This window comes from Enterococcus lemanii (genome assembly GCF_016909125.1).
GTDB classification, from domain to species: domain Bacteria; phylum Bacillota; class Bacilli; order Lactobacillales; family Enterococcaceae; genus Enterococcus_I; species Enterococcus_I lemanii.
Genome location: NZ_JAFBFD010000046.1, coordinates 1 through 22,089, shown reverse-complemented (window position 1 = coordinate 22,089; position 22,089 = coordinate 1). Strand labels below are relative to the sequence as shown.

The following is a 22,089-nucleotide window of genomic DNA, read 5'->3' as shown; positions in this document are numbered from 1 at the left end:
AAAAGCCAAAATTAAATAACAAAAAAAGAAGAACCTGAGTCCTTCTTAATTATACGGATATTGCTAAACAACACTATTTGACAAAGAGCCTAAAATTCGAGGGTTCTTTTTCTAATCTAATCTAAGACACTCGTTAATGGCTGATTCACTTCATAATGCCCCATTAGAGATTCCACGATTTCACCATCCACTAAAAATTGAACCGCTTTGATTTGCTCTAAATCGAGTAAGCTTTTGACCATTTGATTGATTAAAAAATACTCTTGCAAAGAACTACCCGCTAACCCTTGTTGTTTCAAATCAACGTAAGCCGTTTCTTCCAAGAGGTTCACTTGATTTAGCCCAACAGAGGCAGGTATCCCCGAAGTTGCTTCTGTCGTGTTTTGTGGCCCTTTTAATAACTCTTGGACAACAAATTCCGCCAGATTTGCTGTCTCTTTTGGAACGAGCCTTGTTTCTGTTAAATAATAATTATCTGCTTCTTGACCAAATTCAATGTACTTTTGATTTGGAAAATACAAAGTGACGGTTTGTTGCACAGGCAAATCAGAAGAAGACTCACTGGTCGCGCCTGTGCTACTTGCGATTGTTGATTGACTTGAAGTTTGCGTTTTAGAAAAAGATGTACTAGAAGAGGAACTTTGGGACGGTAACGTACACGAGCAGCCAGAAACTACAAATAAAACACTTACAAGAGCCCACCAAAATTTTTTACTCATACGATTCACTCCTTCAAAAAAAGCACCAGTGTTTATTCTATTTTCATCCTTTTAGACAAAAAAAGCAAACGAAAGCCTTTTCACGCCTCGCAAAAAAACACGTACTTTCTCTTTAAAGTGATTTATTTGACTTCGATATTTTATATAATCAGGCCAGCCTTTGAACGATAGAATACGGAAATCGGTGCACTTTTATCAATATTGGAGACTTCTAATGTATAAAACACAAATTCACCCGCAACTTATTTTTGCAGATTTTGATCAATTTATTGGTTTAAAAACAACCCTTGAAAATCGTTGGATTAAAAAAGTGGCTCGTATTCCTTGCGCAGAGCTAGAAGTGAAATAGGCTAAATAAAAAAGGCAATGTTGTACAACCTTTACGAATCGCTTTTGGTGCCTTACTAATTCAAAAATAATATGACTTTAGCGCTGAAGAAACCATTATGTAAATTTAAGAAAATTCTTGTTTGCAATCCTTGTATTTGACGAAATCACACTATTTGTTAATCAATACTTGTCACTCATTCTTTTTTTAATAAATTGTTTCATATTTTTTTGTTAAATAAAGGTTTGTATGCACCTATTGTTGATTCATCTACTCGAGCGAACCGAAGAGAATCATTGGCGCCGGAGCCGTGTCAAAAGATTCGATGTGAATTACGGAAGCTTGGTGCTTTAGCAACTAGCTTTCCGTTTGAAGCTCGAAAGCTGAGAGACTACGGGCTCGAAGCGGTCTCACGGCCACCCAAGCCAATGAATTCTCGTAGGTGAGCGGCGCTTACAAAATTCGAAAATTTGTCACGTTATGAATATTGACATTGATCCAAATTATTCAGTAGCTATTCTTTAGACCAACAATTTTTTCATCAAAAACCAATCGTTCAGCCAGACTTGACCAAATTAAAAAAACTTCTCAAGCTTTTAAACTTGAGAAGTTTTTAAGTTTAGTCTATCAATTGATCGACTAACGCTTCTAGTTCATTTAAGCGATTTTCAAAAACTTGCATCGCTTCTCTTAAGTAAGTTGCTTGCGTCATGTCCACACCAGCTTTTTTCATCACTTCGATTGGGTAATCACTACTACCTGATTTTAAGTAGGTTAAGTAGTTATCTAAAGACCCTGGTTCTTGCGCCAAAATCTTATCTGCTAAGGCCGATGCAGCTGAAAAACCAGTTGAATACTGATACACATAATAGTTGTAGTAAAAATGTGGAATGCGGGCCCATTCTAATGAAATTTCTTCATCAATTGTTAAAGCCGGTCCATAATATTTTTGATTCAAAGCACCATAATGCTCACTTAGAAACTCACTCGTTAAAGGCGTGCCTTTTGCTTCTTCTTCGTGCATAAAGTGCTCAAATTCCGCAAATTGCGTTTGACGGAAAACCGTTCCTTTAAAGCCATCTAAATAGTGATTTAAAATATAGGCCCGGACTTTTGGATCACTTTCTGTTTTTAATAAGTATTCGGTTAACAAGTTTTCGTTTGTTGTTGAAGCAATTTCAGCTAAGAAGATTGAATAATCACCATAAACATAAGGTTGGTTATTGCGAGTAAAATAGCTATGCACACTATGCCCCATCTCGTGAACGAGCGTAAACAATTGGTCAAGCGTATCGTGCCAGTTCATTAAAATATACGGATTGGTATCATACGCGCCTGAAGAATATGCCCCACTGCGTTTCCCTTTATTTTCGACCACATCAATCCAACGATCATTAAAAGCTGCTTCTACTACCGCTAAATATTCTGGACCCATCGGTTGGAGGGCTTCTTTGGCTTTGGCAACGGACTCTTCATAAGTGTAACGAATTGGCGCCTCACCTAGTAGCGGGGTGTATAAGTCATAAGTATGGAGTTCTTCCACTTGTAAAAGACGTTTTCTTAAAGCCATGTAGCGATGAAGCAGTGGTAAGTTTTCATTAACAACTTGAACCAACTGATCATAAACAGCTTCCGGAATATGATTATTGCTTAAGGCCGCTGCTCGAGCCGAGTCGTATTGACGAATTTTAGCATTGAAGTTATGACTTTTCACATTCGTACTAAGAGTCGTCGCAAACGTATTTCGGAATTGGCGATAAACTTGATAAATGCCTTTAAAAGCCTCTTCACGCACACGACGATTCGTGCTTTCGAGTAATTGACCATACAATCCATGCGACAATTGTACTTTTTCACCTTCTTCCCCTTCAATGACAGGGAATTCCAAATCGGCATTATTTAAAACAGAAAAAGTCGTGCTCGGACCGCGGAAAATTTCGCCAGCTCCAGCTAGTAATGCTTCTTGTTCTTCTGGCAGAACATGGGCACGATTGGCAATAATTTGCTCAACGTAGTGGCGATAAAGTGATAGTTTTGGTTCCTCCGCTAGGTAGCCTAAAATTTCTTCATCACTTAACGTTAATAGTTCTGGTTCAAACCAAGACATCGCCTCACTTACTTGGGCAAGTAATGTACCACAACGCGCATATAAAGCTTGGTAAGTCGCATTGGCTGTGTCTTGATCATTTTTTAAATGACTATAGACATATAATTTTTCTAATTGCTGGGAAACCGTTAAAATGAACTCTAACGCCTTTAAAAAAGCGGCCGCCCCTTGATGGAGTGTGCCTTTTAAAGCAAGTAATTCAGGAATCAACGTCTGCACTTCTTTGAAACTTTCCTCAAAAGCAGCTTCTGTTGTAAAAATTGTGGTTAAATCCCATGTAAGTGCAACAGGGACTTCTTCTCTCATAGGTAATTGCTTCATTTCTGACATAAAAAAATAACCTCCTTTTTTAATTAGTTTATCACAATTCCTCCTTTTTTGACCTTTTTTAAAAGAAAATTATTTTTTGTAAGGATGCACACTCTGCATAGACTTCAGTTAAAATTTTTTCCAGTGGAATAAAAGGATACGACCAAGACTTTACAAATGGGTTAACGATTTCTTTCCAGGCGACAAATGACTCTGTTTGGCAATAAGCATAACGTAAATACAGTAATTCTTCTTCAAAAAAGAAAAAATAACGACTATTTCGATAACACCATTCTGGTAAATAAAGCAGATGCCCACCGAGTTCATAGATTTTTGTTTGTAATTTTAAGATCGTTGGGTTTTGGTAATAAAGCTTTTTGGTTAGAACTTGTTTAAAATGGCTAATTTGCCAAGGCAATACACGTTTTTTTGCTAGGACAGGAGTAGCGAGGACTTCTCTAACGGAATACTTACAAAGATCAAACCGTTGAATTTCATAATAAACCGGGTACGCAAAATGCCAAGCGATTTGGTGATACAACAAGATCGCCTCGCTTTTCACATCCATCCCCCAAAATTGAATGCCATCCTTTGAATGATAGAAACAACAAGCTTTCACTAACTGACTAAATGCACCTTTTGGTAATAATGCTTGGCCTAGTAGCCACCAAGGAACATAGTCATGCTTTTGATAATTCATTGTTCGTTCTAAAAAACGTTCAAGCGGTAGTGGTGAACACTGAAATTCAAACGCGATTTGCCCCCAGCGTACATCGGGCCGCTGTTTTAATTCTGGCAAATAGGCTTCTAGCTCGCCGTTTTTTGTCCATTCGGCGAGTAGAAACTTGCCTGCCAAGTGTTCAACCGTTTCGCCTTCGCTAAAGGCAGCGCAAGTTGTTAAATGGCGATGAGCAAAATGGGCCCGTTTGACTGAACCTTTTTTCAAGAGCACTTCTTTCTGACAGCTCGGGCAAAAGTATTGCTCTTTTTCTTTTTTAAAACAAGCACTTGCTAATTTTCTTTCACCTAATTTTGTTTGCGCAATTAACATCCGCTCCTCCCCCTTTCTCTACTAAATTCGCAAAACTTGCTGGAATCTTTGAAGGAATTCTTTTTTTAGAACAAACAAAAAAAGCCACAGATAAAAATATCTGTGACTCTTTAATTTAAGCTAAGAAATAATGTTTGGTTGTCTCTAATGCGTCTTCACTCATAATAATTTTCCCGTGCTCAAGTAAAACGTCTTCTGTAACCGGGCTTAAACGGGCAAACTCTGAAATCAAAGCAACCTTATTCTTAATTTCACTTTCTAATTCCTCTTTAGAAAAAGCAACACTTAAAAAGTAATGATCATTAATTAAGTAAAGATTGTTCTTCACTTCAGGTAAAGATAACGCACTCGCCAAGTAGATGACTGCTTCAAAATTTAACAATTCAAAAACATAGGCTCTTGGAAGTTCTTTGATTTTCTTCGTAATTTTTTTAGATTCTGGTTTCACTTCTTCTTTTGGCTCTTGAACATTATTGACACTCTCAATTTCTTCAAGAAGTTCCTCCAGTTTCAACTCTTCTTCATCCATTAGGTCTTCATCGAACTCCGAAAATCGATGTTCGTCTAAATGTTGTGCAAGAAAGTCAAAGGGATTGCCTTCTTCATCACCAATATTCTTACTAATGTACAACTCTAGCCCCCCATCCTTGGGCAACACTTGAAAAGTAACCGCTTCACTCCCGCGGAACTCACCTTCTACGTCTACTTCTTCTAATACGCTATAAAAGAAATCTTCAATCTCTTGTCGATCCGTTAATAAATTAAAAAAGTTAAAACCTCGAGCAGATAAATCTTCTGGCTTAAGCAAAACTCGGATCGTATTTTCATTAATATGTTCCATTTCCATCGTTCATTCCACCTCACTTTCAAATGACTCTATTTTATTGTAGCGAAAGAAAATTAAAAGTAAAGAAAAAACGCTGATTTCGCGAAATCCTCTTCATTTTTTTCTAAGATTTGAAATAAAAACTTAACACACGAAAAAACTGAAACAAAATTTGCTTCAGTTTTTGTGCTTAATTATTATAATCCTGACATCAATTGCGCTTGACGTAATTCGTATTGACGAATGTCTCTTGGTAAGAAACGACGAATTTCATCTTCATTAAAACCAACTTGAAGTCGCTTTTCATCGACCATAATTGGGCGACGTAACAACCCCGGATTTTCTTGAACCAGTTTTAATAATTCTTGAAGCGGAAGATCATCTAAGTCCATGTTCAATTTTTGAAAAACTTTCGAGCGGGTTGAGATAATTTCTTCTGTACCATCTTCTGTCATTTGTAAGACAGACTTCAACTCGTCTAATCCTAAAGGTTCAGAAAAAATATTACGTTCAGTGAAAGGAATTTCGTGCTCAATTAACCAGGCACGAGCTTTGCGGCATGACGTACAGCTTGGGGAAGTATATAGTGTCAACAACGTGCATCACTCCTTTTCTTATTCAAAAAACAAAAGAACAGCCAATCAATATGTTTCATTGATGTATCTATTATAGCGTACATCATGAGAAATTACTAGGCTTCTTTCAAAAATACTTTTAACGAGTTAACAAAGTAAAAACGCCTCTTTATTTCTCTTTCCTTATTTTACTTCACCATTTTCTAATCATATCCTCATTAAAACAGCATGAATAACTGTTATAGTCGCGCCCGCTTAGAAAAACAACTTTTCAGTTTAAACGGTCACCGGTTCGTGGAATTGCGCATCATATAATTTACGATAAGGCCCATTATTTGCCATTAAGGCTTCATGGGTGCCTTGTTCTAAAATACCTTGCTCACTCATGACAATAATTCGTGTCGCGTGTTTAATCGTTGCTAAACGATGGGCAATAATTAAGGTCGTTCGCCCTTTTGCTAGTGAATTTAATGATTCTTGAATGACCGTTTCTGTTTCAGTATCTAACGCAGAAGTTGCTTCGTCTAAAATCAAGATCGGTGGATTTTTTAAAAACATTCGGGCAATCGCCACTCGTTGTTTTTGCCCACCGGAAAGTTTCACGCCACGTTCGCCAACAATTGTCTCCAAACCTTGGGGCATTTGACGAACCACTGCTTCTAAGTGTGCTAATTTGACCGCTTGGATAATTTCAGCTTCCGTTGCATCGAGTTTTCCATAAGCAATATTTTCACGTAACGTTCCTGGGAATAAAAAGACATCTTGTTGCACCGTTCCAATTTGATGGCGCAAGGAAGCCAAGGTCATTTCTTTAATATCAATCCCATCAACGGTAATTGTCCCTTCTGTCGCTTCATAAAAACGTGGCAATAAATTACATAACGTCGTTTTACCAGAACCACTTTGACCGACAAAAGCGACCGTTTCACCGGCTTGAATCGTTAAAGAAATATCTTGTAAAACTTTCGTATGATCTGCATAAGCAAAAGAGACATTTTGATAAGCAATATCACCTTTTAAATGTTGGACCATTTTGGCATTCGGACGATCCACAATGGTTGGTTTTTTATCAAGTTCTTCCGTTAGTCGTTTGAACCCTGCAATCCCTTTAGGGTAACTTTCGATCATATTATTTACTTTTTCTATCGGACGAACAAAAACATTCGCTAATAAAATAAAACCAACAAATTGCCCATAAGTCAATTCCCCCTTAATGGTATAGTACGCACCAAAAATTAAGGCAAACAAATTAATTAAGCGAATCATAAAATAGTTATAAGAAGAACTTAGCGCCATCACTTTATAAAAGACAATCTTAGACTGGCGATACAATTCACTCAGACGAAAGAAGCGTTTTTTTTCATAAGCCTCATTGGCAAATGATTGCGTCACTCGAATGCCACTTACCGCTGCTTCCACTCCCGCGTTAAACTCTCCTAAATTTTCATAAATATCCGTGTTAACCGTCGTCATTTTCTTATTAAAAAAGACCAAAGCAAACGTAATTAACGGAATTAAAGCAAAGGTTGCCAGCGCCAATTGTACGTGCATTTGTAACATCAAAATAAAAGCACCTAATAACGTCATAATCGTAATAAAGACATCTTCTGGGCCATGATGGGCAACTTCTGAAATCTCAAATAAATCCGTCGTCAAGCGACTCATCAACTTGCCCGTTTTTTGATTATCATAATATTCAAACGGTTGTTCTTGCAAATGTTGAAACAATTCATTTCGCATATCGGTTTCAATATTCACACCTAATTTATGACCATAGTAAACAACAATATACTGTAAAAGAGTATTGATGATATAAAACAATAATAACCCCAAACTCGCTAGTAAAACATAACGAAAATTGTTTTGAGGCATGATTTTATCAATCACTTGATTCACCGCAATCGGAAAAGCAAGCTCTAGAACACCCGCCAAAATTGCACAACAAAAATCAAGTAAGAAAAGACCGCGATACGGCCGGTAATAACGAAAAAACCTTGCTAACAAATAAAAAAACCTCCCTTATCATTCTCAAAACATTATAACAGACTTTTAGCTAAAATTTGAAAATTTCTAGCGATGTCTTTTTGAAGAGCGATTGGGTAAGTGGCGACACTTGTAATTGAAAAAAATCGATTTAAGCCTTGATAGTACATATTTTTTCCTATCTATCTCAAGTGCTTACAATGTTATCACAAGAAAATTGCCCTAACTCTTTAATTCACTGTAGCTGCTTGACTTCCTCTACATTTAGATTAAAATAATCTTATTAAGAAGGGAGATATTGAAAGTGAATAAAATCAATTGTTCTTTTAATCGACAAAACAATAACAGTGCTGTATGGTGAAGTATGATTCCATAGATTTAACAAAATTCATAGCAAGTATATTTGTTGTAGCGATTCATACCCATCCATTAATTTTAATTAACGAAACCGCAAACTATAATTTAATAGTCATTGCACGATTTGCTGTTCCATTCTTTTTTATAACCTCAAGTTTCTTTTTGTTTAAAAAATTAGAGAACTCTGCACAACCTCAATCTGATTTAAAAAAATATTTATCAAGGATAGGAAGTTTATATCTAAGTTGGTTTGTTATCTCTCTACCTTTCACTATTTATAATCGTTTTATTTCTCCAGATGACAATATGCTCACCAATTTATTTACGTTTATAAGAGATACACTATTCAGCTCTAGCTTTAGTGGGTCATGGTATTTAGTTGCTATGGTCTATTCGATTGTATTAGTTTATTTCTTATCTAAAAAGGTATCTAATATTTGGCTTATACTACTAGGTTTATTATTTTATATTGGTAGTGTTTTAGCAAGCTCTTATTATGGATTGATAGAAAACACTGTAGTTGAGTCTTTTATTTTAGATTATGAATTTTTATTTAGCTCTTGGTTCAATGGTTTTCCCGCATCATTAATTTATATAGTTATAGGTAAAATTATTGCTGAAAAGGAGCTAAAAATACGAAAAATGACAAACTTACTCCATATCTTTACAGTTATAGGATTGGTGCTAATGATAATTGAAATGAATATTCTTCGGCACTTTCAAATCGTAAGGGCCAACGACGCGTTTATAAGTTTGATTCCCTTTTCAATATTTTTATTTATTAGTATACTAAAAACTAAAATTGAAATAAAGAATGCTATAATCTATAGAAATTTAAGTACAATAGTATATTTTTCACACTTTAATTTTTTATTTACTTATCTTGTTTTCAGTAAGGTATTTAATATTGAAATCGTTGGATTGACTAGGTTTTTCTTGGTTCTAACTAGTTCTCTTATTCTAGCAGCTCTTATTATTAAATTTGAAAAAAATAAAAAATTAAAATTATTAAAGATGTTGTATTAATGGTAAGTTGTTGCAAGTATATATGTGTATTAATAAAGCAACTTAAAGCTAGTTTTTCAACAGGCAATGTTAATAATTTCAAACTTGATTCAAAATAATATTGTAATTGAGTGATCAAAAAGAGAGATACACGAATAAAGGCACGACTTCGCTAATTAGGATACTAATCCAATCAGTGGAGCTGTGCCTTTACTTATTTAAATGCTGAGTACATTCGGTTTGACCTCAATATTTTATATAACAAGTACACGGATTTTAATGTATAACCCACAAATTTATACGCAACTTATAAAGCATATACGACACAATTTTCTCAATAAAGATTTTCATATTCGTTGAAAACATAAACTCTTTTCGATTACCCATTAGAGGTCAATATTTCTCTCGATTAAATTATTGAATAATTCAAGTATAGTTGGAGCTTATTGTATTATGATCGTTATTCACTACCTATACTTAATATCGCTCGAATATCTTCTTCAGTTAGTTGCTGCAATTGTTCGGCGTTTCCTTGGATTACTTTTTGGAACAATTCGCGTTTTTCTTGTTGAAGCGAATCCATTTTCTCTTCAATGGTTCCTTCTGCAATCATCCGCCAAACTTCAACGACTTTCTTTTGTCCCATCCGATGCGCACGACCGGCTGCTTGTTCTTCCACTGCCGGATTCCACCACAAATCATATAAAATAACCGTGTCGGCACCTGTTAAATTTAAGCCAGTGCCCCCTGCTTTTAACGAGATTAAAAAGACTTCTTTTTCACCTTGGTTAAACGCATCGACCATTTCGATTCGTTCTTTTGGTGGCGTGCTACCTCTTAAATAAAACGTCTCTAGCCCCATTTGTTTTAAAGCTTCTTCTAAAATACTCAACATGCCAGTAAATTGTGAAAAGAGTAAAATACGGCGCTTGTTTTGGATGGCCGTTTCAATTAAATCTTTGACTTGTTCGAGTTTACCAGAAGAGCCTTCATAATCTTCCAAGAACAAATGTGGATCGCAACAAATTTGGCGCAGACGGGTTAAGCCTGCTAAAATTGAAATGCGGCTTTTACGAAACGTGGCTTGATCCATGCCAGATACTTCTTCGCGCATTTGCTTTAAGTATGCTAAATACACTTTCTTTTGTTCATCGGTCAACCCACTATAGTAATTGCGTTCAATTTTTTCAGGTAAATCTTTCAGCACACTTGCTTTATCCCGGCGTAAAACAAACGGCTGGACCATTTTAGCCACCTCTTCTACTGATAATTCGCGAAACTTGGTTCGATTCGGGAAAAAGCCGGGCATAATTAATTGGAACAAGCCCCATAACTCTTCTAAATTATTTTCAATGGGTGTACCACTTAGAGCAAATCGACGAGGAATTGCTAAGGATTGGATTGCTTGTGCCGTTTTCGTCGTATTATTTTTGACCATTTGTGCTTCATCTAAAATCAAATAGCCGAAAAATAAATCCTGATAATGTTCAACATCTTGTCGGAAACTCGTATAAGAAGTAATGAAAACATCGACATCTTCGGCTAACAATGCTTCTCGTTCTTCTTTATCACCATGGATGACGCGGACACTTAAAGCTGGCGCAAAACGCTTGATTTCTTGTTGCCAGTTGTAAGTTAAACTGGCTGGCGCAATCACTAACGCCCGCAATTTTTGTTTTTGTTCTTTTTCTGAGAGCAAATAAGTAATCATCTGCAAGGTTTTGCCTAGTCCCATTTCATCAGCTAAAATCCCCCCAAATTGATACTCACTCAACATTTTCAGCCAACGAAAGCCCGATACTTGGTACTGTCGTAATTCGGCATTCAAACTACTAGGTAAAGAAACGTCAAAATGATCAGGGTTTAGTAAATGATCCGTCAATTGGTTGAAGTTTTGTGTAAATGTTGCTTGGTTCCCTAATTGTTGTTGCAATTGCAATCCTTGGTGTAATGGAACAACAAAATTTGTTGCCTCTTGTTTAAAGGCATCGCGCAATTGTTGCAGCGCACGACTTGCTTCAATAAAGCGTTCTTCCGTCAACGCAAGGATTTTTCCATCAGCCAGTGTATGGAACGCTTCTTGCTTTAACAAACTTTGTAAAACGGCCTCAATTTCGTTAGAATCAATGCCGGAAATATCAAAAGAAACATTTAACCACGAGTCTTCTTGCGCCACTTCAAGAACGGGCGTAATTTCTTTATCTAACACGTACAATTCACGCAATTTTTTCCCAATTTGAACTTTGCCCAATTGACGAAAAAGCGGAATTTCTTTCGTAAAGAACAAAAAGAGTGCTTGCCCCTGCGGTATTTTCTTCTGCCAACCGGTTAGTGTTTTTTCAAAATTTAACTGTTCTAATAAATGAGCCATCCGTTTTTCGTAATGATAATCACGCAAGACTTCCGGGACATTTTCTGGAATTTTTTCAAAAGCTGGATTACTCGAATAAACCACTTCGCCATATTCAAAATCAACGCGCACATCAATCTTGCCTTGTTTACGGCGCAAATAGTATACCCCTTGCAACTTTTCTTCGCTAATTGCTTGATACACTTGCTCATCAATCGTGACTTGTGCAATCTTGCGTAATAAGGGCAAGACTTGGCGGAACAATACCGATAGCTCATTTTTAGGGTAATAAATAACCGGTTCTTCTAGTCGTTTTAATAACTGTTCCGTCGTCAAGTAAATTTCTAAAGCTTCAGGCGTCAATTGATAGATTTCATTTTGAAAAAACGCCCAGCGATACGTCTGAAAAACTTGTTGAAAATTTTGTTCTAACGTTAAAACATACGCCTCTCCTGCAGGTTTTAACGTAAAATGCATTGGGCTTACTTGATCAACAAAATGCAATTGATTCGTTTTATACGCTCTACCTTGAAAGACAAACGGTACTTGTTGAAGTTGTTCCAAGATTTCCTGACTTTGTTGAATCGGTAAAAGTAAGTATTTTCGATCCAGTTGGCCATTCACAACAACCCCGGTTTGACCTAGCAACTGCGCTGTTTGAGCCAAGGCCAGAAGTTGGTCGAGCAGCTTTTTTTCTTCAAAAGAAAAAGCTTGTGGATGCAAATAATAATTGCTTTGTTTAATCCCGCTAAAGACTTTTTGATCTTGATAGGTTTGTAAAAACTTATAAATGTTTTTAACTAAATATTTTCTTTCACCTTTTTGACCAACTCTAAGGTTTAATGCCAACAAATCCAGTTCGCTTCGATAAGGATTTGTGGCAATACTTTCTAGTTGGATGCTGATTTCAAGTGGCAGCAAGGTGGCTTGTGAGACTTCTTCTTGCAAACGATAAAATCCTTTGGAAAACATCTCAGAAGAAGAAAAATTCGATAGCGTTACTGGCGTTGTCGCTTGAATTTGACGTTGTAAGCCTTTTTGTCTTAAATACAACTCAACCGCTACCGTATGCTTGCAATAATGATGTTCCTCCCAGTAAGGGCACTGACAATAATCTTCTTCTTTCGCCGTAGCATCCAAATCAACGCGATACAACTCACTACCTAAGACTTCTGCTCGCCAAACTTGATTTTCATTATCTGGAACGGCAGACAACACGCGGCCCGCCTTTAAGTAATCACGCCCTTTTTCAACGACTCGCTCTGGAATACTCCATTTCATCGCTCAGCCCACCTTTCACCTAACTTTAATTTGGTTTTACTTTGCCCATAGCCATTTGTTTCGACCATCAATTGTTGATGGATACGTTCTTTTAACTCACGCACATGGGAAATAATCCCAATCAAACGGCCTTCTTGTTCAATCATTTCTAGTGCTTCAATCGCCATTTCTAATGACTCTTCGTCTAAAGACCCAAAACCTTCATCGATAAATAACGCCTCAATCGCAATGCCACCTGCTTGTTGTTGAATGACATCTGCTAAAGACAGCGCTAAAGCCAAAGCTGCAATAAAGCTCTCCCCGCCAGATAAGGTCTGCGCACGACGGATCGCCCCTGCATTGTCATCATAAATATTAATTTCAAGACCAGTTGAACGACGGTAGCTCCCTTTTTCCGTCGCAATTAAAAACTGATAGCGACCACGGGTTAGACGAGTAAGACGCTGATTCGCAACTTCTAGTACATCATTCAAATACGTTTGTAAAATATACCGTTCAAAACTTAATCGCTGCAAATTATCGCCTCGAATCGTTTGACTCAACTGTTCAAGTTCAGCCAACTCACAAAAAGCCGCTTGGGTTTGATCATACAACGCTTGGACTTGTTGGACCAAGGTTGCATTGTGTTGCCACTGCTCATTTAATTGTAAGACGTGCTTTTGTTGTGCAACAAAAGCACTTTTTGCCTGCTCAAATAATGTTTTTAAATGGGTGAGATCGGGCATTTCTTGGTCTTTTAAGCCTTCTTCTTGCGCTAAACGCGTCGTTAAAAACTGTTCACGTTCGCGATAAGCTTGGACTTGTTGTTCAAGCGCCATTATTTGATCGAACGAATTTTGTTCTTCTTGCAAGCTTGCTTCAGTCGTTCCCGCTGGATATTGACGCAATAATTGTTGCAAGGTTAATTTTTGCTCAGCGAATAATTGTTCACTTGCTAGCAGTTGACGAGCCAGACCGGCTTTTCTTTCCAACAAAACGACTGCTTCTTTTTCCAAACGTTGGCCTTCTGCTTGATCAGCGTCTAACCACTGTGTGACATTGGCAAGTTCATCTACGATTTGCGCAAAAGTTACTTCAATCTGCTCACTTGATGTTTGACCAAATTGCTTTTGTAGATGCAAGACACGCGCTTCTTGCTGAATTAAGTGCGTTTTGAGGTCTTCTTTTTTTAGTTGCATCGCTTCTAAGTCTTGATTGAATTGGCTAGATTGTTCTTGAATTTGGACGAGTTTTTCTTTAGCCAACGCCACTTTTTCTTGGTTTTCTTGCCAAACAGCTTGGCGTTTCGTATAAGCTTGTCTGAATGTCGGTTCGGTTAAAGGAAGTAACCCTTGGAGTTGCTGACTTAGTTGTTCTTGACTCTCCTTTTGCTGTTGCTCATTTTGAAGTAAAAGGGCTTTTTTGGCTTCTAAGACTTTCAAATCTTCTTTGACGACTTGCCACTGCTCTTGTTTTTTTTGCCATGCTTTACGCGCGGTTTCGACTTTTTTTTCGGTGATTGTTACTTTTTCGTGCTGTTCACCAGTTGTTTGATTGGCTAAAAGCGGATGATCGGTTGAACCGCAAACAAGGCACGGCTCCCCAGGAATTAGTAGTTGTTGCCATTTTTCAATTTGTAATTTTGCAAACTCACTTTGCAACTGAAGAAAAATCGCTTCTTTTTCAGCCACTTGCGTTTCAAGTTCGTCAGACTTACGAGTCAACCCGCGCGTTTCTTCAGCTATTTCAGCGATAGTTAACGCCATTTGTTCACTGGCTTGTTGATTTTCTTCATACCGAAGCAAGAGCGCTTCGATTTGCGCGAGAGAAACCGCTTCTTCTGCCAATCCTTCTTGTTCGATCAGCGCTTCATGCCAAGATTTTTCTTGTGCAGCGAGCATTTTTTGTTGCCCCGTCAGCTCTGTTATCGCTTGCTCAATCGTTGCTACTGCGCCTTGAAGTGTTCCTTGTTCAGCCACAGCCTCTTTCATTTCGGCAACAAGTGGCAGCAGACGTGCAAGTTCTTGTTTTTTTACGGACAACACTTGAAGACGTTCTTCCTTTTCAACACGAATTTCTCTTTGATCAGACCATGCTTGACGTGTTTTTTGCAAGTCTTCTAACTGCTGTTTTAGCGCCTCGCTTTGACTCTCTTGTTCTACTACAGCCTGACGTGTTTTTGCTAATTGTTGTAAAAAAGGAGTATCTTTTTCTAATTGACGGAGAAATTGCAAGCGTCTTTCTTGCGCAGCTATTTCCTTTGTTTTGGTTTTTAAAAGAGCAAATTCTTGTTGCAACGCTTCATAGGCGATGAGTTGATTCGCTAATTGTTCTGCTTTGTAATAAGTTTTTTCTGCTTCATCGCGGGCTTTTTCTAACAAAAATTGTTCTGCTTCTTGTGTTTGAAGATTCGCCTTTAACCCGTCTTGCGCTTTGTCCCACTGCAAAAGTTGTTCGGCAGTTGTCACCGCTACTTCTTTTTCATCTGGCCATTTAAAACTTTCACCAAGCAATTCAATTTTCTTTTCTTGGTCTTTTAAATTTTGTTGTTGTTGCTTTTGTTGCTCATTTAACCACTCTGTCAGGCGTTGATAAAGATCTGTCCCAAAAACATTGCGTAATAACTTTTCTTTTTCACTCGATGGCGCAATTAAAAAGTTTCGAAATTCCCCTTGAGGGAGTAAAATGATTTGGAAAAACTGTTTTGCATCTAACTGTAGTAACTCTTGAATAAAAGCTTCCACTTCTTGACGCTTCGTAAATTGTCTTTGTTCACGCATTTGATAGTCAAATACGGTTAACGTCACTTTACTCGCTTGTTCCGTTGTTCCAGTCCCTCTTTTTTTACTCAGCGTTTGTTCTGGTGAACGTGCCACCTCGTAAAAGAAACCCTGATGTTCAAATAAAAAAGTGACTTTTGTTTGCTCATCTGGCGAAGCAAAAACAGAGCGCATTTCTTTCCCATTTCGTTGTTGCCCGGTTGTTTCACCAAATAAGGCATAAGACATACTATCAAAAATCGTCGTCTTACCCGCCCCTGTTTTCCCACTAATTAAAAACAAGCCACTACCTTCAAACTCCGAAAAATCAATCGTCTCATGAACAAAGGGCCCAAAATTTTGTAAAATTAATTTTCTTGGTTGCACAAAACCGCCCTCTTTTCTATCTCATTTGCGGCAATCAAGCCCTTTTCTAGCCAGCTCTTTTGTTTGGTCGTTAACGCGTCCCCGGTTATCTCTGTAAAAAAAGTTTGCGCTAATTTTTCCGGTGATTTTTGTTGACTTCTGGTCGGCCTCGTCGTTGGCAGACTCGCTTGACCACTCACACGCTCGACACCTAAAATATACGGGTAGATATTGCGTAATTGATTCATCATATTTGGAATAACCGCTCGATCCGTCAAAGTAAAATGCCAAAAATCAGACCGATTCAACGCCTGATAAAATTTTGGATCCGTTAATTCAGCAAAACACGCCTCTAGACTTCGAATCTCTTGCATAACAGGCAATGGTTGAAAGATACTTTCAGACTTTTCCGTATCCACTAACCAGACTCCTTTTACATCATTCATCTCAGAAAGCGAATATTTTAATAGCGATCCACTGTAGCGCACTTTTTCTTCTTTTAACGCATTTTTTGAATGCAAATGCCCTAAAGCAACATAGTCAAACGGAGCAAACAAATCCTTTGGTACACTATCTAATCCCCCGACTGCAAGCGTGGTTTCAGAATCCGTCCGCGAACTACCCGCTACAAAGAAGTGCGTCACGAGCACTTGCTTTTTAGCCGGATCAAACGCTTGTTGCATTTCCTCCAGTACACGCGCGACAGCCGCTCGAATCGTGGTTAATTCTTCATCAAAGTACAAACGCGCTTCAATCGGTTCGAAATAAGGCAATAAGAAAAATTGAACATCCGAAAGCTCAACCGGCACAAGCGCTTGAGCCATTGTCGTATGTAAATGAAACTGATTTTGTGAAAACCATGGACTCCCCGTCGCCAAACGCGGACCCGAATCATGATTACCTGAAATCGCCAGTAACGGAATGTTTGATTCTAAATTCATTTCATAAAAACAACGGTTTAGTAACTCGACTGCCTCCACTGCCGGGACCGAACGATCGTACAAATCTCCAGCAACCACAATCGCATCGACTTGCTCTTTTTGGGCAATTGCTAAGATTTCTTTTAAAGCCGCTTCTTGATTCTTCAGTAAATCATAGCCATGAAGTTTCTTACCAATATGCCAATCTGCCGTATGTAAAAAACGCATTTTTTACCTCCTCAAAAAATCTTCTTCTTTTCATTATACCACTAAGTTTTCTAGATAAAAAATAACCATTCCATATTCCAACCATTTCTTTTGGCAAAACACTTAATTTTCTTAAGGAAATACAAACTTTATTAATTTTTTTGAGCAGTTTCGCTAACCTTAAACGTTGTATAAAATAACAATGAGTGACGAGTATCCATTAACAACTCGGGTGATTTTGTCAAATGAATGATTGCAAACAAAAATTTTCTTGAGTTTGCATAACAGTTTTTTCATCACTGACGCCATATTAGGTTTGAATTAATAGGTACCAAAAGTCATTCGTAAGAGTTTATTTTTTAATACACAAGTTGATCAAAATCTATAAAAGTAAGTTGCAGGTAAATTTGAAGTTTATACATTAGACACTATTTAAATTTTCTCTTTCTTATCACGAGCATATTGATCAATTAAACAATCAAACAAGAAGTATCAATCAAATTCCCTTTTGCAAAAAAGTCGTATAACTCTACCTAAAAAAGGTAAGTTATACGACTTTTTATTTATTGATTTAATTTTAATTTTCTAACCATTAAACCGAGCAAACTCAAAATAATTACACCAGCACCTACAATAGCTAAGAAGTTTTTCTTTTCACCTGTTTTCGGTAATACTTTTTTATTGCCTTGAGGGTGATTTGAATCGTTTTTATTATTTAATCCCCCATTTGTTTTTGAAGAGTCGGTCGTGTTATTTGTTGATGGTTTACTTGTCGATTCACTTGTGTCAATTGTGGTTGAACCATTCGTTGATTCGCTTGTGTCAATTGTGGTTGAACCATTCGTTGATTCGCTTGTACCGCTAGTTGATGAATCACTTGTTGAACCTGGTATTTCTTCATCTGGTAAATTTTTCACGCCCCAAATCACTTCATTATTTGAGCCTAATGCACTAAATGTCAAAACGTCTTTTCTATTTTTAGACTCGTCTTTTTGAATATAAAATTGCCCTTCGTATTCAACATCCGAGGTATTAAGCTGGATAAGACCAATATTTTTTTGATTATCATACGTGTAACTCCATGTTCCTGATAAAGCGCCTGACACTTTACCATCAGCGGTTAAAGTAATCGAATCTTTAGGAATCGGAAGGCCACTTGTATTCGTACCGTGATTAACAAATTCGTAATTTCCTAAAAGTAACTCCTTCTCTTTTGGCAGAGCCTTTTCAGATTTTTCCACATATTCAAAAGGTGTTGCTACTGGCCAACCGTCTTTTCCTCGGAGCATCTCATGGACTCTCACTTCATGGTATTCCGTGCCAGAATTAAACCTTGTATGATAAACTAAAAACCAGTTACCTTTTTCATCAATAAAAGCAGAATTATGCCCCGGTGACATATACGCAGATTCTAGACAGTCAAATTCATAATTCCCCATAACTTTTATTCCGTATTGATCATTAATTGGTTCTGTCGTATATCGGTCATATTCTGGCGTATTTCCTTTTGCATCTACATATTTTCCATCTGGTGTTTTAGAACGAAACAGTCGCATATTATAACCGCCTTCTCTAGTCAACCCACCGTACGTTATAAACAAATAATAATAATCTGTTACTTGATCATAAACAATATACGGTGCTTCTCCAGATTGGTGGTATCCTCCCAATAAATGCGTACCAAAATAACGATCAACTATATTTCCTTCTGCGTTTACACTATCCACACCAGGATAAATAGGTTTTCCAGTTTGTGCGTTTAATTCCAAAATAAAAATACCGCCCGACCAAGAACCGTAAGTCATGTACATTTTCCCATCATTACCAAAGAAAATATTCGGATCAATGGCGTTTGGTGCATAATCACTAAAATAAGCATCGCCATTTGGCCAATTCCACTTCGGATTAAAACCATCTATCGTACCGTCTTCAATTAATTCATAAACATTGGTATTTTTATAATTGGTATTTCTAGTACTACCATCCGTTGAGTCTTTCTGGGTAAAACCAGAGTAAATTAAAGTATCCACTACTTCATAAGGACCCTCAACCGATTTAGAAACAGCAAAACTAATCACTGAACGGCGCCACGTGGATGAAGAGCTAAAGTAGTACATAAACGCTCCTTTTTCCCCATTCTCCCACTGAAAATCAGCATTCCAAATGACATCCGCTGCCCATATCGAATAACCGCCATTTGCAGTATCTGCATCGTTATACCCAGCCCATTGAAAAGGTTTATTTAAATTACCAGTTAGATCCCCAAGTATTGAAGAAGGATTATCATATTCTTGATTAAACAACGGCGTCCAATTTAACAAATCATCTGACTTCGCTTGCGCTAAATGAGAACCAAAAATATAATATTGACCTTCATGATAAAAAACAGATGGATCGTGCACCGACACCCGATTAACATTTGCGTTAACTATTTTAGCATTACCAAACAAAAACATTAATAGAATACCAAAACAAAAAACTTTAACCTTCATTTTCATATCGCTCATAGCAGCTACTACCTCCCTTTCAATATAAGTAATGATAACGTTTACAGTTTAAGAAGTCAATATTAATATATATAATTCTATATAAATACAATAGGTTAAATAATATTAACAAATACATTAACACCCTTTGTATTTTACTTAATGAATCATCCAATTCATACTATATACACTTAACTATTATTTAATAGAGGATTATTAATTATAAATGGAGCAATATTCCTATCAAATCATTTTCATACTAAAAAACCCCTTCGTAAAATACACGAAGAGGTTGCTACACTTATTAAATCTCATATTTAAATTCTGGATTAACGGCATAATCCAACTGATCAAAAGCGCCTTGAATCCGTGTTTCAACAATTTGAAGACTTTCTGCATTGATTTTTTTTATATCTGAAATATCAATGGGTTCTCCAAAAGCCAAGACAACTTTTTTACGCTTAAACAAATCTTTTAAAGTTAATGGTCCTTGGTACACACAAGGAACAATGCGGACTTTGGCCATTTTAGCAATCATCGCCATTCCACCTTTTAAATCTTTGGAATGTCTCGTCCCACTAGGAAACATAATTAACGACAAATCCGTGTCTTTTAAAATCTTCACCGGTGTCTTGATAGCACTTGGTCCAGGATTTTTACGGTTAACGGGAAAAGCATTGGAATGTTTTAAAATATAACGCAAAAGCGCATTTTTAAATAATTCCTCTTTCGCCATAAAAGCAAATTGCTTTGGTCTGGCAGCAACTGCCATATACAACGGATCCCACCAAGTTCGGTGCGGTGCCACTAAAATATAATTTTCATCTTTGGGCAATGCTTCTTTATTTTGAATTTCAAATGAGCCGTTAACGATAAACAAAACACCACGCACTAAGACGCGCATAAAACGATAAAACATGCTTTTTCTCCTTTTTGTATAAATCATTTTCATTTGTATATTATTGCTTGAAACTATCATTTATCTTATCATAATTTGTCACGCTTTTAAATTGGTAAATGCCAATTGATCAAACACCAGAAGAATCGTCTAAACGAATTTGACGCTGCTTCAAATTTTCGTGAAAAACCCTCGCTTCTGGATTTCTTCTTCACTTTTTATTTGCTACAATGAGACTAGCGAATTTTGAAAAGGAGTTTTTACCTTGCAATTAAATGAACATGAAAGAATTGACCAATTATACGCCCAAGGTATTCAAATTATTCAAAGTGCCAACGTCTTTTCTTTTTCTTTAGATGCGGTCTTGCTCGCAAATTTTCCGAACATCCCTAAAAAAGGAACCATCGTTGATCTTTGTGCAGGTAATGGGGCAGTCGGTCTTTTTATCAGCAAAAAAACCAAAGCCCATATTTACCAAGTCGAACTACAAGAAAAACTAGCCGACATGGCCAAACGGAGCATTGCCTTAAACCATTTGACTGAACAAATGACCGTCTACCAAATGGATTTAAAAGACAGCCACAAGCAACTAGCACCTGACTCTGTTGACCTGCTTGTTTGCAATCCACCTTATTTTGAGAATATCCCGACTGGCGTCAAAAATCCTAATCCACATTTAGCGATTGCCCGCCATGAAATTCATACAAACTTGGAGGAAGTCTTAGCCACTTCTAGTCGCTTACTCAAAATGAATGGTCGTTTTGCGATGGTCCATCGACCCGATCGTTTTTTAGAAATTTTAGAAAAAATGCAAAAACACCGCCTGGCACCTAAACGCGTACAATTTGTTTATCCAAAAGAAGGCAAAGAAGCGAACATTTTATTAATTGAAGGCATTAAAGATGGCAAAACAACTGGCTTTAAAGTCTTGCCACCCCTTACGACGTATGATCAAACAGGCGAATATACACCAGCTGTCCACGAGATGCTTTATGGCCGATAAAAAAGCCTACTTCTACGTTTTAAAATGCCTTGACGGTACTTTTTATGCCGGGTACACCGTCGATTTAACTCGACGACTCGCTGAACACAACCAAGGCATCGGCGCCAAATATACCCGACCAAAAATGCGCCGCCCCTTAAAAATGATTCATAGCGAAACCTTTGCCACAAAAAGTGAGGCGATGCAGGCCGAAGCGGCGTTTAAAAAACTCAATCGCAAACAAAAAGAACAATACCTCCGAATAGGGTAGAGGGGAATTTAATTCCGCCCCTCCCATTGCACCGTACGTACGGGTCTCGTATACGGCGCTACATTTGTATTATTCACGACTTTCTTAGATAATATTCTAGGGGATTGACTAAACCCGGTCGGTCCCCTTTTCTATGTGCAAGTATGTTTGGATTCAAAATGAAATTTACAACACTCATTCCACATTGTCTGTACCATCCTAATCGGGTATTGGCTACTTTAAAGAGTTCTTCATGTTTGAAATTGAACCTCTGTACTTTATTTAACTGTTGAAGGTTCTTATAGATTCGTATGGGCTTTTTCCATTGCTTCACAATAATCACTCTTATTT

At 37.3% G+C, this 22,089-nt stretch carries 15 protein-coding genes; 4 read left to right on the top strand and 11 right to left on the bottom strand.

Features of this window, described 5'->3' with window-relative positions:
• Nucleotides 1–116: 116 nt before the first annotated feature.
• On the bottom strand, nt 117–719 hold the full coding sequence (locus JOD14_RS11625; RefSeq protein ID WP_204654966.1) for a GerMN domain-containing protein: 603 nt from the start codon (nt 717–719) through the stop codon (nt 117–119).
• A 214-nt stretch (nt 720–933) separates the two neighbouring features.
• On the opposite strand from JOD14_RS11625, the gene JOD14_RS13445 reads away from it, so the two are divergent.
• Complete coding sequence (locus tag JOD14_RS13445; protein WP_275581419.1) at nt 934–1,068, top strand: hypothetical protein; 135 nt, start codon at nt 934–936, stop codon at nt 1,066–1,068.
• A gap of 598 nt (nt 1,069–1,666) precedes the next feature.
• Here the strand turns inward: JOD14_RS13445 and pepF are convergent.
• The 5 genes from pepF to JOD14_RS11600 form a co-directional block, all read right to left on the bottom strand.
• Nucleotides 1,667–3,484 (bottom strand): oligoendopeptidase F, encoded by a 1,818-nt coding sequence (gene pepF / locus JOD14_RS11620; RefSeq protein ID WP_204654965.1) that lies wholly within the window; start codon nt 3,482–3,484, stop codon nt 1,667–1,669.
• A 58-nt stretch (nt 3,485–3,542) separates the two neighbouring features.
• Nucleotides 3,543–4,514, bottom strand: coding sequence for a competence protein CoiA (locus JOD14_RS11615; RefSeq protein ID WP_204654964.1), 972 nt, complete (start codon nt 4,512–4,514; stop codon nt 3,543–3,545).
• A gap of 115 nt (nt 4,515–4,629) precedes the next feature.
• Complete coding sequence (locus JOD14_RS11610) at nt 4,630–5,361, bottom strand: adaptor protein MecA (protein ID WP_204654963.1); 732 nt, start codon at nt 5,359–5,361, stop codon at nt 4,630–4,632.
• 176 nt (nt 5,362–5,537) lie between these two features.
• Nucleotides 5,538–5,936: a transcriptional regulator SpxA gene (gene spxA, locus JOD14_RS11605; protein ID WP_204654962.1), complete on the bottom strand. Its 399-nt coding sequence runs from the start codon at nt 5,934–5,936 to the stop codon at nt 5,538–5,540.
• A gap of 255 nt (nt 5,937–6,191) precedes the next feature.
• Entirely contained in the window at nt 6,192–7,919 is a 1,728-nt protein-coding gene (locus tag JOD14_RS11600; protein WP_204654961.1) for an ABC transporter ATP-binding protein, read from the bottom strand.
• A gap of 333 nt (nt 7,920–8,252) precedes the next feature.
• Between JOD14_RS11600 and JOD14_RS11595 the strand changes: the two genes are divergently transcribed.
• On the top strand, nt 8,253–9,281 hold the full coding sequence (locus JOD14_RS11595) for an acyltransferase family protein (RefSeq protein ID WP_204654960.1): 1,029 nt from the start codon (nt 8,253–8,255) through the stop codon (nt 9,279–9,281).
• A 439-nt stretch (nt 9,282–9,720) separates the two neighbouring features.
• Here JOD14_RS11595 and JOD14_RS11590 read toward each other — a convergent pair whose 3' ends face one another.
• The 5 genes from JOD14_RS11590 to JOD14_RS11570 all read right to left on the bottom strand — a co-directional run bounded on the left by JOD14_RS11590 (nt 9,721) and on the right by JOD14_RS11570 (nt 20,527).
• Nucleotides 9,721–12,891, bottom strand: coding sequence for a DEAD/DEAH box helicase (locus JOD14_RS11590; RefSeq protein ID WP_204654959.1), 3,171 nt, complete (start codon nt 12,889–12,891; stop codon nt 9,721–9,723).
• A complete protein-coding gene (locus JOD14_RS13570) occupies nt 12,888–16,016 on the bottom strand; it encodes an AAA family ATPase (RefSeq protein WP_204654958.1) in 3,129 nt (1,042 codons plus the stop codon). Before JOD14_RS13570 ends, JOD14_RS11590 begins: the two co-directional genes overlap by 4 nt.
• The gene (locus JOD14_RS11580; RefSeq protein WP_204654957.1) at nt 15,998–17,143 is read right to left on the bottom strand and encodes an exonuclease SbcCD subunit D; all 1,146 of its coding nucleotides are present in this window, start codon (nt 17,141–17,143) and stop codon (nt 15,998–16,000) included. The genes JOD14_RS13570 and JOD14_RS11580 overlap by 19 nt, the downstream gene beginning before the upstream one ends.
• Nucleotides 17,144–17,685: 542 nt before the next feature.
• Nucleotides 17,686–19,629: a lipocalin-like domain-containing protein gene (locus JOD14_RS11575; protein WP_204654956.1), complete on the bottom strand. Its 1,944-nt coding sequence runs from the start codon at nt 19,627–19,629 to the stop codon at nt 17,686–17,688.
• A 283-nt stretch (nt 19,630–19,912) separates the two neighbouring features.
• Nucleotides 19,913–20,527 carry a lysophospholipid acyltransferase family protein gene (locus JOD14_RS11570; protein ID WP_204654955.1) on the bottom strand — a complete coding sequence of 205 codons (615 nt, stop codon included), beginning with the start codon at nt 20,525–20,527 and terminating at the stop codon, nt 19,913–19,915.
• Between the two features lie 244 nt (nt 20,528–20,771).
• Between JOD14_RS11570 and JOD14_RS11565 the strand changes: the two genes are divergently transcribed.
• The gene (locus tag JOD14_RS11565) at nt 20,772–21,509 is read left to right on the top strand and encodes a tRNA1(Val) (adenine(37)-N6)-methyltransferase (protein ID WP_204654954.1); all 738 of its coding nucleotides are present in this window, start codon (nt 20,772–20,774) and stop codon (nt 21,507–21,509) included.
• A complete protein-coding gene (locus tag JOD14_RS11560) occupies nt 21,499–21,759 on the top strand; it encodes a GIY-YIG nuclease family protein (protein ID WP_204654953.1) in 261 nt (86 codons plus the stop codon). The genes JOD14_RS11565 and JOD14_RS11560 overlap by 11 nt, the downstream gene beginning before the upstream one ends.
• Nucleotides 21,760–22,089: the final 330 nt, after the last annotated feature.

What these genes read in the sequence shown, in the direction of transcription:
- JOD14_RS11625 (WP_204654966.1), bottom strand. Translation starts at nt 719, where the DNA reads ATGAGTAAAAAATTTTGGTGGGCTCTTGTAAGTGTTTTATTTGTAGTT.
- JOD14_RS13445 (WP_275581419.1), top strand. Translation starts at nt 934, where the DNA reads ATGTATAAAACACAAATTCACCCGCAACTTATTTTTGCAGATTTTGAT.
- pepF (WP_204654965.1), bottom strand. Translation starts at nt 3,484, where the DNA reads ATGTCAGAAATGAAGCAATTACCTATGAGAGAAGAAGTCCCTGTTGCA.
- JOD14_RS11615 (WP_204654964.1), bottom strand. Translation starts at nt 4,514, where the DNA reads ATGTTAATTGCGCAAACAAAATTAGGTGAAAGAAAATTAGCAAGTGCT.
- JOD14_RS11610 (WP_204654963.1), bottom strand. Translation starts at nt 5,361, where the DNA reads ATGGAAATGGAACATATTAATGAAAATACGATCCGAGTTTTGCTTAAG.
- JOD14_RS11595 (WP_204654960.1), top strand. Translation starts at nt 8,253, where the DNA reads ATGGTGAAGTATGATTCCATAGATTTAACAAAATTCATAGCAAGTATA.
- JOD14_RS11590 (WP_204654959.1), bottom strand. Translation starts at nt 12,891, where the DNA reads ATGAAATGGAGTATTCCAGAGCGAGTCGTTGAAAAAGGGCGTGATTAC.
- JOD14_RS11580 (WP_204654957.1), bottom strand. Translation starts at nt 17,143, where the DNA reads ATGCGTTTTTTACATACGGCAGATTGGCATATTGGTAAGAAACTTCAT.
- JOD14_RS11575 (WP_204654956.1), bottom strand. Translation starts at nt 19,629, where the DNA reads ATGAGCGATATGAAAATGAAGGTTAAAGTTTTTTGTTTTGGTATTCTA.
- JOD14_RS11570 (WP_204654955.1), bottom strand. Translation starts at nt 20,527, where the DNA reads ATGTTTTATCGTTTTATGCGCGTCTTAGTGCGTGGTGTTTTGTTTATC.
- JOD14_RS11560 (WP_204654953.1), top strand. Translation starts at nt 21,499, where the DNA reads ATGGCCGATAAAAAAGCCTACTTCTACGTTTTAAAATGCCTTGACGGT.